We start from the raw sequence: 13,442 nt of genomic DNA, 5'->3' as shown, positions 1-13,442 counted from the left end.
CTTCAGCGAGTCAGCCGGTTGCGGCGGGCGAGCAGCTTCGCGGCGATGGTCAGGACGAGGACCAGCGCCACCAGGGTGAGCGCCGCCGTCCACGCCCGGTCCGGCGAGTACCGCGTCGATTCCGTGGCCTGGTTGAACACGAACAGCGAGAGCGACGACTGGTTGTTCTCGAACGGGTTGAAGTTGATCGCGGCGCCACCGCCGGCGACCAGCAGCACCGGCGCGGTCTCACCGGCGGCGCGGGCGATCGCCAGCATGATGCCGGTGACGATGCCGGGCAGCGCGGTCGGGATGACGATCCGCAGGATCGTCTTCCACTTCGGCACGCCCAGCGCGTACGCGCCCTCGCGGAGCGGCGCCGGCACCAGCCGGAGCATCTCCTCCGTCGAGCGGACGATCGTCGGCAGCATCAGCACGCTCAACGCGAGCGCGGCCGCGAAGCCCGAGTACTGCGGGGTCCCGTTGTTGAACCACCGCGACACGATCAGCACCCAGAACGCGAGCACGAACAGACCGGCCACGATCGAGGGGATGCCGGTCATGACGTCGACGAAGAAGCGGATCGCCAGCGCCAGCTTGCCGCGGCCGTACTCGACCAGGTAGATCGCGCCCAGCACGCCGAGCGGGATGGTGATCAGCGCGGCGATGCCGACCTGCTCCAGCGTGCCGATGATGGCGTGGTACGCACCACCGTCCGGGTCACGCGCGCCGATGTTGTTCATCGACGTGAGGAAGAAGTCCGCGTCGAGCCGCCGGACGCCGTTGGAGATCAGGGTCCAGGTCACCGACGCCAGCGGCAGGATCGCCAGCACACAGGCGGCATGGATCAGCGCGCTCCAGGTGCGGTTGCGCGCGGACCGGGAACCCTCCACCGCGTTCGTCGCGATGAAGAAGCCGATCAGGTAGAACACGGCGCCGAGCACGATGACCAGCACCCAGTTGCCGATGCCGGTGCCGAGCACGAGCGCGGCCGAGACGGCCAGCGCGACGATCGCGGTGACGATCGCGGCCCACGCGGGCAGCCGCTTGGTGTGTAGGCTACCGGCGGCGACCTCTTGCTGAGGGGCGAGGATGGTCATGCGGCCACATCCGTGAACTCGCGGCGGCGGTAGATGATGATGCGAGCGATCATGTTGACCACCAGGGTGATGGCGAAGAGGACCAGACCCGAGGCGATGAGCGCGCCACGGCCGATCTCGGTCGCCTCGCCGAAGCGGTTGGCGATGTTCGAGGCGATCGTGACCCCACCGTTCGTGATGATGTCCGGCGTGATGACGTAGAGCGAGCCCAGCGTCATGGCGAGCGCGATGGTCTCACCGAGCGCGCGGCCCAGGCCGAGCATGACGGCGGCGATCACGCCGGGGCGGCCGTACGGGAGGACCGCGGTGCGGATCATCTCCCACTTGGTGGCGCCGAGCGCGAGCGCGGCCTCCTCGTTCTGCTTCGGCGTCTGCATGAATACCTCGCGGGAGAGCGAGGTGACGATCGGCAGGATCATGATGGCCAGCACGAGCGAGCCGAGCAGGATCGAGTTGCCGTACGGGCCCTCGCCGCCGAAGAGCGGGATCCAGCCGAAGTACTTGTTGAGCCAGACCGAGAAGTCCCGGACCGGCTCGATGAACACCGCGCGGCCCCACAGACCGAAGACCACCGAGGGCACGGCCGCGAGCAGGTCGATGATGAAGCCGAGCGTGGTGGCGATCCGGCGCGGCGCGTAGTGCGAGAGGAAGAGCGCGATGCCGAGTGCGATCGGCACGGCCACCAGCAGCGCGATCACGGCGGAGAGCACGGTGCCGTAGACGATCGCGGCGATGCCGAACCGGGGCGGCGACGCCGTGGCGCCCCAGTCGCGGTAGGTCAGGAAGTTCGCCTCGTTGGCCTGCAACGCGGGGATCGCCTCGGTGATGAGGAAGATCGCGATCGCCACGATGATTATCAGCACCATCGTGCCGGCCGCCAGCGTCAGGCCGCGGAAGGCCGGCTCGGTGCCGAAGGCCTTGGCGCGCGGCAGGGCGCCGCCACCACCCTGGCCACGCCCCCCGGATGGGGTGCCCCGGCCACCGCCGGAGAGGTTGTCAGTGAGTCCATCGGTAGACGCCGCGACGCCGGCGGCCCGGGTGTTGCCACCTGGACCGCCGGCGCTGGCGTCGACCGAGCGGGGAGGGTTGTCACCCATCAGCGCGCTCCGTCTTAGCGTTCGATATCGGGGGGCTTAGCCGCTTACCTACGTACTAGCTGTTCAGGTCAGGCGATCGCCGCGACGGCGGTCTCGACCTTGGCGCGCACCGACTCCGGCAGCGGGGCGTAGCCCAGCTCGATCAGCGTGGCCTGGCCCTGGGCGCTGGCCGCGTAGCCGAGGAAGCCCTTGATCAGCTGGAGCTTGTCGGCGGCGTTGCCCGCGGAGCAGGCGATCTCGTAGGTCACCAGGACGATCGGGTAGGCACCCGCGGTCTTGGTGGCGTAGTCGATCGACATCTTCAGGTCGTTACCGGTACCGGTGACCTCAGCGCCCTCGATGGTCTTGCCGGCCGCCTCCGGGGTCAGCTCGACGAACTCGCCGGCACCGTTCTGGATCTTGGCGGTGGCGAGGTCCGAGTTCTCCGCGAAGGACATCTCGACGTAGCCGATGGCGCCGGCCGCGCCGGAGACCGAGGACGCGACGCCGTCCGAGCCCTTGGAACCGGTGCCACCCTGGATGCCGGACGGCCAGGTCTTGGCGGCCTCGTAGGTCCAGTCGGCCTCGGCGACCTTCGCCAGGTACTTGGTGAAGTTCTCCGTGGTGCCCGACTCGTCCGAGCGGTGGACCGGGTTGATCGTGGTGTCCGGGAGGGTGACGCCGGCGTTGTCGGCGGCGATCTCCGGAGCGTTCCACTTGGTGACCTTGCCGGCGAAGATCTTCGCGAGCGTGGCCGGCGTCAGGTTGAGGCTGTCGACGCCGTCGAGGTTGTAGACGACCGCGATCGGGCCGATGACCGCCGGCAGGTGGATCGCCGGGTTGCCGGCGCAGCGCTGGTCGGCCTGCGGCTGCTGGTCTTCCTTCAGCGCCGAGTCGGAACCCGCGAAGTCGGCGGTGCCGTTGATGAACGCGTTGATGCCGGCGCCGGAGCCGGTACCTTCGTAGTTGATGGTCGAGCCGGCGCACGCGGTCTGGTAGGCCTTGATCCACTCAGCGACCGCGTTCTTCTGCGCGGACGAACCCTGAGCGTTCAGCGTGCCGGTCGCGCAGTTGGCGGCCGCGGGAGCGGACGCGCCGGGAGCGGCGGCGTCGGTCTCCGTGTTATCCGATCCGCAGGCGCTCAGAGCGAGCGCCGTGGTCAGGGCGAGGCACGCGAGAGCGCCGTGCCGGTGGAGCTTCACCTTGGGAATTCCCTTCGAGTGGACGGTTCGCCGGGTTGGGCGTCCCGGCCGCCGGAGTCGCACCGGCTGATTTGCAAGCTAGGGATGTCAGGTAGCCGTAACGCCCGGTGCAAGTGAACAAGGACTTAACACGTCACTCCCCGAAGTTGGCTTGCGTCTGAGGCGCAGTTGTCCAGCCCGTGAACCGAGCGTCTCCTGACCGAAATATCGCATATTTCCGGTCAGCCGAGATCACGATGAGTTGTTGCCGTGACACTCCCGTTATGAAATCCGCAGGTCAAGGCTGCATAACGAAGGGCCCGGCGGACGCGATGTAGATCACCGCGTCCGCCGGGCCCTTGGCGGTATGGGAGGTTTTGTTACCCGACCGGGATCGGGGCGAGTTCGGACTCCGGCAGCGGCCGGCTCGGCGGCACCACGAACTTGTAGCCGACCTGGCGCACCGTGCCGATCATCGACTCGTACTCCGAGCCGAGCTTGGCGCGCAGCCGGCGGACGTGCACGTCCACGGTGCGCGTGCCGCCGAAGTAGTCGTAACCCCAGACCTCGCGCAGCAGCTGGTCGCGGGTGAACACCCGGCCGGGGTGCTGGGCCAGGAACTTCAGCAGCTCGAACTCCTTGTACGTCAGGTCGAGCGGGCGGCCCTTCAGCTTCGCCGCGTACGTGTCCGGGTCGATCGACAGCTCGCCGGCCCGGATCAGGCCACCGGCCCCGGCCGTCGCGTTGGTGAGCCGGCCGACCGCCAGCCGCAGCCGCGCCTCGACCTCGGCGGGACCCGCGCTGGCCAGGATGACGTCGTCCACGCCCCAGTCCGCGTTCAGCGCGATCAGGCCGGCCTCGGTCACGACCGCGACGAGCGGGACGCCCAGTCCGGTCGCGTGCAGCATGCGGCAGGTCGCGCGGGCCTCGGCCAGCTCAGACCGGGCGTCCACGAGGACGGCGTCCGGGCTGGGGCCGGAGACGAGGGTGCGTACGTCGCGGGGAGCGGTCCGCACCGAGTGGGGGAGAAGATCAAGGGCGGGGAGCACGACCGAGGGCTCGCCGGCACGTGCCGTCACCAGCAGCAGAATTTCCACACAGACCTCCGTCCTGGCGGCGGATGGGCCGCGCAGGTGACCGGTAGCAGCTCAAGCCTGAGGCCGGCCACCCCGAACTGGCGTCGGTCCCGGCGTCACTGACGGGCGGTAAGGCTTTACCTTAGCCGATCGTTAAACAAAAGCGCTCCTGCGAGTTCAAGGAGTGAGCAAGCGGACGCGGTATTGACACCGGAATCACACATGCGCGTTCATCGCCCTGAGCGTCGCTGTGCCGCGTCTGGCACGATCGCAGTCGTGTTCCCCTCCGCTGATGACGACCGGCCCGCGGGCCCGTCCAAGGACGCCGGTTTCTTCCCCAAGACGCCGAGCCTGGTCGGTGACGCGCGCCGCGCCGAGGAGGAGGACGACGACGAGCCGATCGAGCCGGTCGAGGTGCGCCGGCTGCTGTCGCTGGCCATCGCCGCGTTCGCGGCGCTGCTGGCGATCGGCCTGATCTTCGGTGCGCAGACCTCGGGACCGGGGCAGGCACGCCTGCCGTACGCGACCGTGGTCCTCGGTGTGCAGCTGCTGTTCGTCCTGGCCTGGACCATGGCGACCCGGCCGCCCGCGCTCCCGGTGGTCGCCACCGTGGCGGTGGGCACCGCGCTGGCCGCGGACGCCGCCGCCGTGATGCCCACGATCGCCGGCGTGCGCCCGCTGCTCTGGGTCGCGCTCGGCGGCTTCCTGGCCGGCGTGGTGGGCCAGCTGTTCCGCGCCCAGGACCGGGCCCGGGTGCGCGAGTCGCTCGGCTCCACGCTGCTGATCGTGCTCGGCGTGGTGGCGCTCGCGACGCTCATCGTGCTGACCCGCAAGCCGGCCGGCACCCAGGCGATCGTGGTGTGCCTCGGCGCGGCCGGCGTGGCGCTGGTGGTGGCGCGCGCGCTGGACTCGGTCTTCGCCTGGCCGCGGTTCGAGCCCCAGGTGCCGCGCGGCGGGCTGGGCGTGGTGCTGGGCACCATGATCGGCACCGCCGTGGCCGCGGTCATCGGGCGGTACCAGGTCGGCTTCGATCCGGGCAGCGCCGCGATCGTCGGGCTGGTCGCGGCCGGTGCCGCCAGCCTGGTGGACCTGGCCACGGACTACTCGGAGGCGGGCCGTCAGCTGGCCGGCGACGCGCCGACCATGTGGATCGCGCGGCACATGCAGGGCCCGCTGGGCGGTTTCGCCCTGGCCGCCCCGGCCGCGTACCTGATGTCTGTCATGTTCCTCACCTGAGCCCACTGGGTATCGGAATCCGTAGGAACACTGGAGTGAACGAGCGCGCTGGGAGGCGACGGTGACGGTGTACGAGCAGCCGACCGAGCAGTACGAGGTCGAGCGGCCCCGACGCCGCCGGCGGGGACGGGCGTTGCTCATCACGCTGCTGGTGCTGCTGATCATCCTCGGCGTGCTGGTGGTGGTCGCGGACCGGGTGGCGCACGGCTACGCGGAGAACCGGATCGGCACCGAGATCGACAACCAGATCTCCACGCAGGGCCTCAGCGCCGAGCCGGCCGAGGTCTCCGTGGGCGGCGTCCCGTTCCTCACCCAGGTGCTGGCCGGGCGTTACGACCAGATATCGGTGGTGCTTCGGGAGGTGCAGGGCCCGGTGCCCGGCGCGGCCGACGTGGTCCGCATCCCCACGCTCGACATCGACGCCACCGGCGTCACCGCGCCGCTCGACACGCTGCGCACCGGCCAGGGCGAGATCGTCGCCTCCGACGTGGCCGGCGTCGGCACCATCGACTACGCCAGCCTCGCCGCCATGATCGGCCAGGAGGGCATCACGCTGGCCGAGCGCGACGGCAAGCTGGGCGCGACGCTGCCCGTCGAGGTCCTCGGCCAGCGCTTCGAGCTGAACGGCACGGCGAACATCGCGGTCCAGGACAACCAGGTGCAGGTCCGCTTCGACACGCTCACCGCGGACGGGCTGCCGGACAACCCCCTGGTGCAGAACCTGATCAGCGGGTACGCGGAGCAGCTCTCGCTCAACGTGGCGCTGCCGGCGCTGCCGTTCGGCCTTCAGGTCACGGAGATCAAGCCGGCGGCCGAGGGGCTGCAGGTGACCGCGAACGCGAAGGACGTCCCGCTGAACCAGGGGGCGTAACCCCGGTCACTTCCCGCATGGTGGTTGCCTCTGTCCGTGACGTGGACGCGCTGGTAGGGTCCTTCGCATGGGCACGATGCTCACTAAAAGGCGCGCGGTCGACCTGTGCCGCGTGGCCACCTGCCTGTGTCCCCGCGTCCACTGACGGCGGGGCTGCTTCTCACGCCCGCGAGCCGGCTCGGTTGAGCCGCCGCGACCGCGTGGCACTCAATCTCTGAGCCCGGCACCGGCGCCGTCGCACAAACCCGAGATCCCTACATCCCAGGGTCCCGCGCGTGGTGCGACAACATCTCACCGAAAATCCGCGCGCTGACTCGACCCACCAAATCCTCACAGGGAGTGATTCGATGAGTCGCGACACCGCACTCGTTTCGGCTGACTGGGCCGAGAAGAACATCGACGCGCCCGGCGTCGTCTTCGTCGAGGTCGACGAGGACACCACCGCCTACGACGGTGGCCACATCGCCGGCGCGATCAAGCTGAACTGGAAGACCGACCTGCAGGACGAGGTCCGCCGCGACTTCGTCAACAAGGAGCAGTTCGAGGCGCTGCTGTCGTCCCGCGGCATCTCCAACGACGACACGGTCGTGCTCTACGGCGGCAACAACAACTGGTTCGCGGCGTACGCGTACTGGTACTTCAAGCTCTACGGCCACCGCGACGTCAAGCTGATCGACGGCGGCCGCAAGAAGTGGGAGCTCGACGCCCGCCCGCTGGTCAAGGGCGAGGTCACCCGCCCCGCCACGACCTACGTGGCGCAGGAGCAGGACCTGTCGCTGCGCGCGTTCCGCGACGAGGTGGTCGCCGCGATCGGCACGAAGAACCTGGTCGACGTGCGCTCCCCCGACGAGTACGCGGGCCGGCTGCTGGCCCCGGCGCACCTGCCGCAGGAGTCGGCGCAGCGCGGCGGGCACATCCCGACCGCGGTGAGCGTGCCGTGGAGCAAGGCGGCGAACGAGGACGGCACGTTCAAGTCCGACGACGAGCTCCGCAGGATCTACGGCGAGGCCGGGCTGGACGACGGCAAGGACACCATCGCGTACTGCCGGATCGGCGAGCGCTCCTCGCACACCTGGTTCGTGCTCAAGGAGCTGCTCGGCCACCAGAACGTGAAGAACTACGACGGTTCCTGGACCGAGTACGGCTCGCTCGTCGGCGTGCCCGTGGTCCTCGGCGACGAGCCCGGAAAGGCGTGAGCACCATGACCGCTGTCACCGACGCGACCTGCGCCGCGCCCGACCAGTCGGCTCCGCTGCCGGCCGGCATCGACCTGGAGAAGGAGACCGTGATCACCGGCGTGGTGACCTCGTCCGAGGGCGAGACCGTGCAGGGTGCGTACGTGCGCCTGCTCGACTCGACCGGCGAGTTCACCGCGGAGGTCGTCACGTCCGCCCAGGGCCAGTTCCGGTTCTTCGCCGCGCCGGGCGCGTGGACGCTGCGCGCCCTCTCCCGCCACGGCAACGGTGACCTGACGGTCTCCGCCGACCGCGGCCTCAACCAGTTCGCCGTGACCGTCGGCGACTGACGCCGCCGCACTCCGGTGAGAGCCGGTCCGCCTCACCCGGGGCGGGCCGGCTTTCCCGGTTTTGGCACCATGGCGAGGTGACGCAGGCCCAGGTACTCCCGTGGTGGCGGCGCCGGGGCGTGCTGCCGGCCGCGCTCACCGCCTGGGCGCTGGTGATCGTCGGGCTGGCGTACTACTCGTACCGGACGGACGCCGCGACCGTGCGCGACCAGCGGCCGCTGGACCGGGCGCTGCCGGTGGCGGAGACCGCCTTCGGCACCGTGCTGGCCCGGGTGGCCGCGGTGCCGGGCGACGGCGGCCCGCGGCCGGTGATCGTGCTGGAGCCGCCGCGCGTCGAGCCGGGCTGCCGGGTGACGAGCGCGCGGGACGGCGCGGAGCTGACCCGCCGCGCCACCGTCTACATCGCACCGGCGGACAGCGCGCCGCTGATCGAGCGGCTGGCCGCGGACGGTGCGCTGCCCGCGGGCTACCGGATCTGGCTGGGCCGGGACGCCGCCGGCGCGACGAACTCGTTCCGGGTGGACGCGGGCGAGTTCATCGGCCTGCGCGGCATCGTCGAGGAGCCGGGCGTGCTGCGGGTGGCGCTGACCACCGGCTGCCGGCCGGTCGACGGAGCACTGCCGGCCGTGCCCGACCCGCCCGCGGACCCGGCGTCGGCCGGGCGCGCGGAGGGCGTGCTGGCCGCGCTCGGCGCCCAGGGCTCCCGGCAGAGCGCGGCGTCCGTGGCCTGCCCGGGCGGGGGCGCGCTCACCACCACGCTGGTGGCCGGGTTCCCGGCGCGGGCGCCGGTGCTGAAACAGGTCCTGGAACAGCGCGCCGGTGAGGTGCTGGTCGACGCGGAGGACCGGTTCGCCTACACGACCGGTGGCCCGGAGGGCGTCGCGGTGGAGGTGGCCGACGGCGAGATCGCGGTCGCGGCGACCACCTCCTGCGGCTGAGCCGCCGAGCGCCGGATCAGCCCGCGACGCGCAGCAGGCGCGCGGACAGGTGCGGGGTGAGTGGCAGGCCCTCGGCGGCCATGTCGTGCGCGTAGAGCAGCGCTCCCTCGACGATGCCGAAGAGCCGGTGGCCCGCGGTGACCTCCTTGGCCGTGGAGGTGCGCACGACCAGGTCCGTCACCAGCTCCAGCTGGGTGGTGCCCTTGGTCTTGCCGAGGTACATCTCCATGATGCCGGTGGGGCTGCTCATCAGCGCCTCGACCTCGTCGGTGATCCGGTCGTTCACCACCACCGGGCGCCACCAGCCGATCTCACGGCCGGCCGGGCGGATCGGCTTCGCCTCCTCGTCGATGATCCACGCGCGCGACTCGTAGAACAGGAACGGCCGGCCGTCGTGGCTGATCCGCAGCTCCTGCGCGAAGTGGAAGTCCTCGCCCTCGAGCGTCGGGTAGCCGCCCTGGCCGCGACCGCGCCACACGCCCACGTACGGCAGCAGGCCGAGCAGGTGCGGGTGCAGGTCGGGCCCGCTGCGCAGATCGTGCGTCTCCTCGTACGGGTACGCATACTCCACCGGAGCGAGCGAGGCCCACGGCGGCAGCAGCGGGTTGTCCGACGGTGTGGCAGGCGTTGTCACCAGCGTCCCCTTGAAATCCTGACGGCGAGGTAGGCGAGACCGCCCGCGAGCGCGCCGAAGCCCGCCACCAGCAGGCTGACAAACCCGATCTCGGTAACCATGACCGGCCCATCCTATGCTGACGGTCATGGCCCGATCTCTCGTCATCAAGGTGACCGCCGGCTCCGACGCGCCGGAGCGCTGTGCGCAGGCCTTCACGGTGGCCGCCACCGCGGTCGCGGCCGGCGTCGGCGTCTCGCTCTGGCTGACCGGCGAGTCGGCCTGGTTCGCGCTGCCGGGCCGGGCCGCCGAGTTCTCGCTGCCGCACTCCGCGCCGCTGCCCGACCTGCTGGACGCGGTGCTGGCCGGCGGCCGGGTGACGCTCTGCACGCAGTGCGCGGCCCGGCGGGACATCGGCCAGGAGGACGTGATCGAGGGCGTCCGGATCGCCGGTGCCGCGGTGTTCGTGGAGGAGTCGCTGACCGAGGGCGCTCAGGCACTGGTCTACTGAGTGACGTACGGCACGGGCCGCCGGACTATGCTCGGACGGTGTCCGAAACTTCGCTGGCCGAGATGTTGCGGGAGCGTGGACTGCGGCTGACGCCGCAGCGCCAGCTGGTGCTGCAGGCGGTGCACGAGCTGGGCCACGCCACCCCCGAGCAGGTGCACCACGCCGTGCGTGAGGTCGCCGCCGGTGTCAACATCACCACCGTCTACCGGACGCTCGAGCTGCTCGAGGAGCTGGGGCTGGTCCGGCACACGCACCTGTCGCACGGGTCGCCGACCTACCATCCGGCCGGGCAGGACCAGCACATCCACCTGGTCTGCCGGCAGTGCGGCGCGGTGAGTGAGATGGACCCCATGCTGATGGCGCCGCTGGCCGATGAGCTCGCCCGCGAGAAAGGATTCACCGTGGACGTCGGGCACGTGGCCCTCTTCGGCACGTGCGCCGACTGCGGAGACAGCGGCAGGGAGAAGTAGATGCTGGACGTGCCGGGCGCGATCGGGATCCGGGAGCTGGACGAGTCCGTGCCGGACGCGAAGGGCTTCACGGACGTGGCCGCCCACTACGGCGATCCGGCCCGGGAGCAGCGCCTCCTCGACACCGAGGCGGCCATCGTGGACCGTTCGCACCGCGGCGTGCTGGCCGTGCCGGGCGCGGAGCGGGCGAGCTGGCTGCACTCGCTGACCACGCAGCACCTCGCGGACCTGCGCGACGGCCAGGGCACCGAGCTGCTGGTGCTGTCGCCGCACGGGCACGTCGAGCACCACGCGGGCGTCGCGGAGATCGGCGAGACGGTCTGGCTGGACACCGAGCCGGCCAGCACCGGGGACCTGCTCACGTTCCTGTCCAAGATGGTCTTCCTGACCCGGGTGGAGCCGCGCGACGCGACCGCGGAGCGGGCCGTGCTCTCACTGGCCGGGCCGCGGGCGGCGGAGGCGCTGGCCCGGGTCGGCGTGACCGGGCTGCCGGCGCCGTCGGTGCAGCCGGTGCCCGGCCCCAAGTTCCCCAGCAGCGCGCTCGAACCCCGGCCCACCAGTGGGTACGCGGTGCGGGCGCTGCCCTCCGGCGGCTTCGTCCGGGCCGGGCGGCTGGGCTACGACCTGGTGGTGCCGCGCGACGGCGTGCCGGAGCTGGTCGCGGCGCTGGGCGTACCGCCGGCGGGTCTGTGGGCCTATGAGGCGGTGCGGGTGGCGGCCGGCCTGCCGCGGGCCGGGTTCGAGACCGACCACCGGACGCTGCCCAGCGAGGTCGGGCTGATCGAGCCCGCGGTCCACCTGGACAAGGGGTGCTACCGCGGTCAGGAGACCGTGGCCCGCGTGCACAACCTGGGCAAGCCGCCGCGCCGCATGGTGCTGCTGCACCTGGACGGGATCAGCTCGGACGAGCCGCCGGCCCGGCACACCCCGGTGACGAACGAGACCGGCCGGGAGATCGGCTTCGTCGGCACGGCCGTGCGCCACCACGAGCTGGGCACGATCGCACTCGCCGTGATCAAGCGCAACACGCCGGACGACGCGGCGCTGCGCGTGGGCGTGGCGACCGCGGCCATCGATCCCACGATGAGCCTGTAGACCCCCTCGGAAGGACGCCGGATGGCCCTCGGCACGCTGATCACGGTGGCTCCGACCGGGGCGGAGGCGCGCAAGCGGGACGTGCCCGCGCTGCCGGTCACGCTGGACGAGCTGATGCTCACCGCGAAGGAGTGCGTGGCGGTGGGCGCCGCGATGATCCACGTGCACGTGCGGGACGACCGGGCCGAGCCCACGCTCGACCTCGGCCGGCTGCGCGAGACGGTGGCCGCACTGCGCGCCGAGACGGACCTGATCGTGCAGCTGTCCACCGGCGGCGCGGTCGGCGACCCGGAGGAGGCGCGGCGCGCGGTGCTGGAGGCGCGGCCGGACACGGCGTCGCTCACCATGGGCTCGGTCAACTTCGGCGACGGCGTCTTCCTGAACCGCTGGGACTTCATCGTGGACCTGCACGTCCGCATGCGGGACCGGGGGATCGTGCCGGAGTACGAGATCTTCGACCTCGGCCAGTTGCACGCGCTGCGGCGGCTGCTCGACGAGCACGGGCTGCCGGCCGGCGGGCACGTCCACCTGGACCTGGTGATGGGCGTGCCCGGCGGCATGGACGGCACCCTGGAGTCGGTGGCCGCGTGCCGGGCCGCGATGCGGGACCTGCCGGAGGACACCACGTTCTCCGCGACCGGCGTCGGGCGCTCCACGATCCCGGTGATGCTGGCCGCGCTCGCGGCGGGCGGGCACCTGCGGGTCGGCATGGAGGACACGCTGACCTACGCGAAGCGCCGCCCGGTCGAGTCGAACATGCAGTTGGTGGCGCGGGCGGTGGGCTTCGCTCAGCTGGCCCAGCGCCCGCCCCTCACGCCGAAGCAGGCCCGGGAGCTGCTCGGCCTACCCGCGTAGCGCGCCGAGGAACGACAGCAGGATGCGGTTGACCGCCTCCGGCCGTTCCAGCGGGGCCAGGTGCGCCGCGTCCGGGATGTCCGGCAGGCGATGCGCGTTCGGGATCTCCGCGGCCATCCGGTCCGCGAGCCGCCGGATGTCCGGCACGTCCGCCGCACCGGCCGTGACCAGCGTCGGCGGGCGTACCTCGGCGAGCCGGTAGGTGGCGACCGGCTGCAGCTGGCGCACGTCCACCTGGCCCAGCGCGGCCTCGGCGGCGAGCGCGCGCCGGTCCATCCGCCAGGCGAAGTCGAGCAGGTCCGGGTCCATGGTGGAGAGGTCGCGGCCGGGGCCGACCACCCAGAAGCGCACCTCGGCCTCGGCCATCGCGTCCACGTCGTCCGTGCCGACCTGGGCCGCCAGCGCCTCCCACAGCTCGTCCACCTCTTCGGACCACTCGTGGCCGGAGAGCGCGGAGCCGATCAGCGCGAGCCCGGCGACCCGGTCCGGGTAGGCGAGCGCGGTGTCGATCGCGACCGCGCCGCCGAACGAGGCACCGACCAGCACGGCCCGCTGCACGCCGAGCGAGTCGAGCAGCGCGACCACGTCGTCGTGGTGCGCGAACGACGCTCTGGTCAGCGTGGAGTCACCGTAGCCGCGCAGGTCCAGGCGGATCACCCGGTGCATCGCGGAGAGCGGGCCGACCTGCTCGCGCCACATGCGGCGGTCGGCGATGCCCGCGTGCAGCAGGAGCACGGCCGGGCCGGTGCCGTCGTCGTCATAGGCGAGACTCGCCCCAGAAAGATCAAGATAAGGCACCTAGCGACAGTAGGTCGCGTCGATGCGTGCGGCAATGCGAGATCTGTCTACGTTCCGTAACGCAGTGAGCGTGCTAACTCGGGCAAGCACTTTGCTTGCAAGAGTTAGCACCCCGGGC

Annotated in this window: 17 protein-coding genes; 10 read left to right on the top strand and 7 right to left on the bottom strand. The window is 71.4% G+C overall.

Annotation, left to right across the window (positions count from 1 at the left end):
* Positions 1-2: 2 nt before the first annotated feature.
* The 4 genes from pstA to J2S41_RS36050 all read right to left on the bottom strand — a co-directional run bounded on the left by pstA (position 3) and on the right by J2S41_RS36050 (position 4,433).
* Complete coding sequence (pstA, locus tag J2S41_RS36065; protein ID WP_310374804.1) at positions 3-1,079, bottom strand: phosphate ABC transporter permease PstA; 1,077 nt, start codon at positions 1,077-1,079, stop codon at positions 3-5.
* Positions 1,076-2,176 carry a phosphate ABC transporter permease subunit PstC gene (gene pstC / locus J2S41_RS36060; RefSeq protein WP_310374802.1) on the bottom strand — a complete coding sequence of 367 codons (1,101 nt, stop codon included), beginning with the start codon at positions 2,174-2,176 and terminating at the stop codon, positions 1,076-1,078. The genes pstA and pstC overlap by 4 nt, the downstream gene beginning before the upstream one ends.
* A 68-nt stretch (positions 2,177-2,244) precedes the next feature.
* Positions 2,245-3,357 carry a phosphate ABC transporter substrate-binding protein PstS gene (gene pstS, locus J2S41_RS36055; RefSeq protein WP_310374801.1) on the bottom strand — a complete coding sequence of 371 codons (1,113 nt, stop codon included), beginning with the start codon at positions 3,355-3,357 and terminating at the stop codon, positions 2,245-2,247.
* A 359-nt stretch (positions 3,358-3,716) separates the two neighbouring features.
* Positions 3,717-4,433, bottom strand: a complete 717-nt coding sequence (locus J2S41_RS36050; protein ID WP_307242625.1) for a winged helix-turn-helix transcriptional regulator — start codon at positions 4,431-4,433, stop codon at positions 3,717-3,719.
* Positions 4,434-4,688: 255 nt separating this feature from the next.
* Here J2S41_RS36050 and J2S41_RS36045 point away from each other — a divergent pair, with 255 nt between their 5' ends.
* From J2S41_RS36045 to J2S41_RS36025, 6 genes are all read left to right on the top strand, one after another.
* Positions 4,689-5,648 carry a hypothetical protein gene (locus J2S41_RS36045; RefSeq protein ID WP_310374798.1) on the top strand — a complete coding sequence of 320 codons (960 nt, stop codon included), beginning with the start codon at positions 4,689-4,691 and terminating at the stop codon, positions 5,646-5,648.
* Between the two features lie 61 nt (positions 5,649-5,709).
* A complete protein-coding gene (locus tag J2S41_RS36040; RefSeq protein ID WP_310374797.1) occupies positions 5,710-6,519 on the top strand; it encodes an LmeA family phospholipid-binding protein in 810 nt (269 codons plus the stop codon).
* A gap of 67 nt (positions 6,520-6,586) precedes the next feature.
* On the top strand, positions 6,587-6,664 hold the full coding sequence (locus tag J2S41_RS39985) for an Ms5788A family Cys-rich leader peptide (protein ID WP_374728306.1): 78 nt from the start codon (positions 6,587-6,589) through the stop codon (positions 6,662-6,664).
* Positions 6,665-6,866: 202 nt separating this feature from the next.
* Complete coding sequence (locus J2S41_RS36035; RefSeq protein WP_310374794.1) at positions 6,867-7,715, top strand: sulfurtransferase; 849 nt, start codon at positions 6,867-6,869, stop codon at positions 7,713-7,715.
* Complete coding sequence (locus J2S41_RS36030; RefSeq protein ID WP_310374792.1) at positions 7,712-8,044, top strand: DUF1416 domain-containing protein; 333 nt, start codon at positions 7,712-7,714, stop codon at positions 8,042-8,044. The genes J2S41_RS36035 and J2S41_RS36030 overlap by 4 nt, the downstream gene beginning before the upstream one ends.
* 77 nt (positions 8,045-8,121) lie before the next feature.
* Positions 8,122-8,982, top strand: coding sequence for a hypothetical protein (locus J2S41_RS36025; protein WP_310374790.1), 861 nt, complete (start codon positions 8,122-8,124; stop codon positions 8,980-8,982).
* Between the two features lie 16 nt (positions 8,983-8,998).
* On the opposite strand, the gene J2S41_RS36020 is transcribed toward J2S41_RS36025, so the two are convergent.
* Positions 8,999-9,616 carry a heme-binding beta-barrel domain-containing protein gene (locus J2S41_RS36020; RefSeq protein WP_310374789.1) on the bottom strand — a complete coding sequence of 206 codons (618 nt, stop codon included), beginning with the start codon at positions 9,614-9,616 and terminating at the stop codon, positions 8,999-9,001.
* Positions 9,613-9,717, bottom strand: a complete 105-nt coding sequence (mtfM, locus tag J2S41_RS36015) for a small membrane protein MtfM (protein WP_306835781.1) — start codon at positions 9,715-9,717, stop codon at positions 9,613-9,615. The genes J2S41_RS36020 and mtfM overlap by 4 nt, the downstream gene beginning before the upstream one ends.
* 14 nt (positions 9,718-9,731) lie before the next feature.
* Between mtfM and J2S41_RS36010 the strand changes: the two genes are divergently transcribed.
* The 4 genes from J2S41_RS36010 to J2S41_RS35995 are packed head-to-tail and all read left to right on the top strand — an operon-like array spanning position 9,732 to position 12,526.
* Positions 9,732-10,106 carry a DsrE family protein gene (locus J2S41_RS36010; RefSeq protein WP_310374787.1) on the top strand — a complete coding sequence of 125 codons (375 nt, stop codon included), beginning with the start codon at positions 9,732-9,734 and terminating at the stop codon, positions 10,104-10,106.
* Between the two features lie 38 nt (positions 10,107-10,144).
* Positions 10,145-10,576 carry a Fur family transcriptional regulator gene (locus tag J2S41_RS36005; RefSeq protein WP_310374786.1) on the top strand — a complete coding sequence of 144 codons (432 nt, stop codon included), beginning with the start codon at positions 10,145-10,147 and terminating at the stop codon, positions 10,574-10,576.
* On the top strand, positions 10,577-11,671 hold the full coding sequence (gene ygfZ / locus J2S41_RS36000; RefSeq protein ID WP_310374784.1) for a CAF17-like 4Fe-4S cluster assembly/insertion protein YgfZ: 1,095 nt from the start codon (positions 10,577-10,579) through the stop codon (positions 11,669-11,671).
* A gap of 21 nt (positions 11,672-11,692) precedes the next feature.
* Positions 11,693-12,526, top strand: a complete 834-nt coding sequence (locus tag J2S41_RS35995) for a beta-keto acid cleavage family enzyme (protein WP_310374782.1) — start codon at positions 11,693-11,695, stop codon at positions 12,524-12,526.
* On the opposite strand, the gene J2S41_RS35990 is transcribed toward J2S41_RS35995, so the two are convergent.
* Positions 12,515-13,324, bottom strand: a complete 810-nt coding sequence (locus tag J2S41_RS35990) for an alpha/beta fold hydrolase (RefSeq protein WP_310374780.1) — start codon at positions 13,322-13,324, stop codon at positions 12,515-12,517. The genes J2S41_RS35995 and J2S41_RS35990 overlap by 12 nt on opposite strands.
* Positions 13,325-13,442 lie beyond the last annotated feature (118 nt).

This window comes from Catenuloplanes atrovinosus (assembly GCF_031458235.1).
Classification (GTDB): Bacteria; Actinomycetota; Actinomycetes; order Mycobacteriales; family Micromonosporaceae; genus Catenuloplanes; species Catenuloplanes atrovinosus.
Note: the sequence above shows the minus strand (reverse complement) of the source record. Positions and strands in the feature narration are given on the sequence as shown.